Origin of the sequence: Thermodesulfobium sp. 4217-1, from assembly GCF_039822205.1 — a bacterium.
Taxonomy (GTDB): domain Bacteria; phylum Thermodesulfobiota; class Thermodesulfobiia; order Thermodesulfobiales; family Thermodesulfobiaceae; genus Thermodesulfobium.
The window spans coordinates 1-1,091 of record NZ_JBAGBW010000063.1 but is presented as its reverse complement, the minus strand read 5'-3'; the positions used below and the strand labels follow the sequence as shown (position 1 = coordinate 1,091).

At 34.5% G+C, this 1,091-nt stretch carries 1 protein-coding gene; it reads left to right on the top strand.

Annotated features, from left to right (window positions below; genetic code table 11):
* Window positions 1–1,091, top strand: a 1,091-nt coding sequence (locus V4762_RS09980) for an IS1634 family transposase (RefSeq protein ID WP_347315629.1), incomplete at both ends; no start/stop codon positions are given.

The following is a 1,091-nucleotide window of genomic DNA, read 5'->3' as shown; positions in this document are numbered from 1 at the left end:
AAACAAAGAACCATTAAAAGTTTTGGCTATTTAGAAGATCAGGAAGATCCTGAGGCATTTATGTCTATGGTGAAAGAATTTAATGCAAATTTCAAAAATGATGTTTCTTTAAGAATAGAAGTTGCATCTAATGCTCTGATGTATAGCAAAGAAAACAGGAGACTAAATTATGGATATAAGTTCTTGGAAGCAGTCTATAATCTACTTGAAATAAATTTGTTCATTAAGTCCTATGAGAAATCACATAAGTTTCAGGGAGGATATTCTCTTGGAGATATTTTCAAATTCCTTGTACTGGCAAGGATTCTTTATCCAGATTCAAAACGCGCTTCCTGCCAGATAAAAGACGGTTTCTATGGTATGAGTACTGACTTCACCCTACCTGATATCTATAGGTCACTAGACTACTTTGCGAATTTTGAAGTAGAGTTACAAAGGCATTTAAATAAGCGCGTTAAAGATATAATAGGTCGTGACATGTCTTATGCATTTTATGATGTTACCAACTACTTCTTTGAGATAGACTTTCCAAATGGTGAAGATGATCTTAGAAAAAGAGGTGTATCAAAGGAACACCGTGTAGATCCAATCATAGCTATGGGTCTTTTTATTGATTCAAATGGGCTTCCAATAAGCATGTCTATTTTTCCAGGTAACACCAGTGACTCTCTAACACTTCAACCAGTAATGAAAGATGTAAAAGAGTCTTATGGACTTGGTAGACTTATCGTAGTTGCTGACAAAGGGCTTAATTCTTCTAAGAATATTGATGTAATAGTAAACAATAAAGATGGTTTTGTCTTTTCACAGATACTTAAAGGAAAAAAGGGTAAGCTATACAATGAAAAACTATTTGACAAAAGAGATTGGATATCAAATGAAGATGACACATACAGATACAAGCTATTTGAGGAAGAGTACGAGGGGAAGAATAAAGATGGTGAAAGGGAAGTAAGGACAAGGAAGGTACTTTTGTATTGGAGCAAGACTGAAGCTGATATGGCTAAGCGCAAAAGAGAAGAAAAACTTGACAAAGCTGAGCGTTCTGTTAAAAACAATGTCTATGGCATTAAAAAAGGCGTTGATGAATA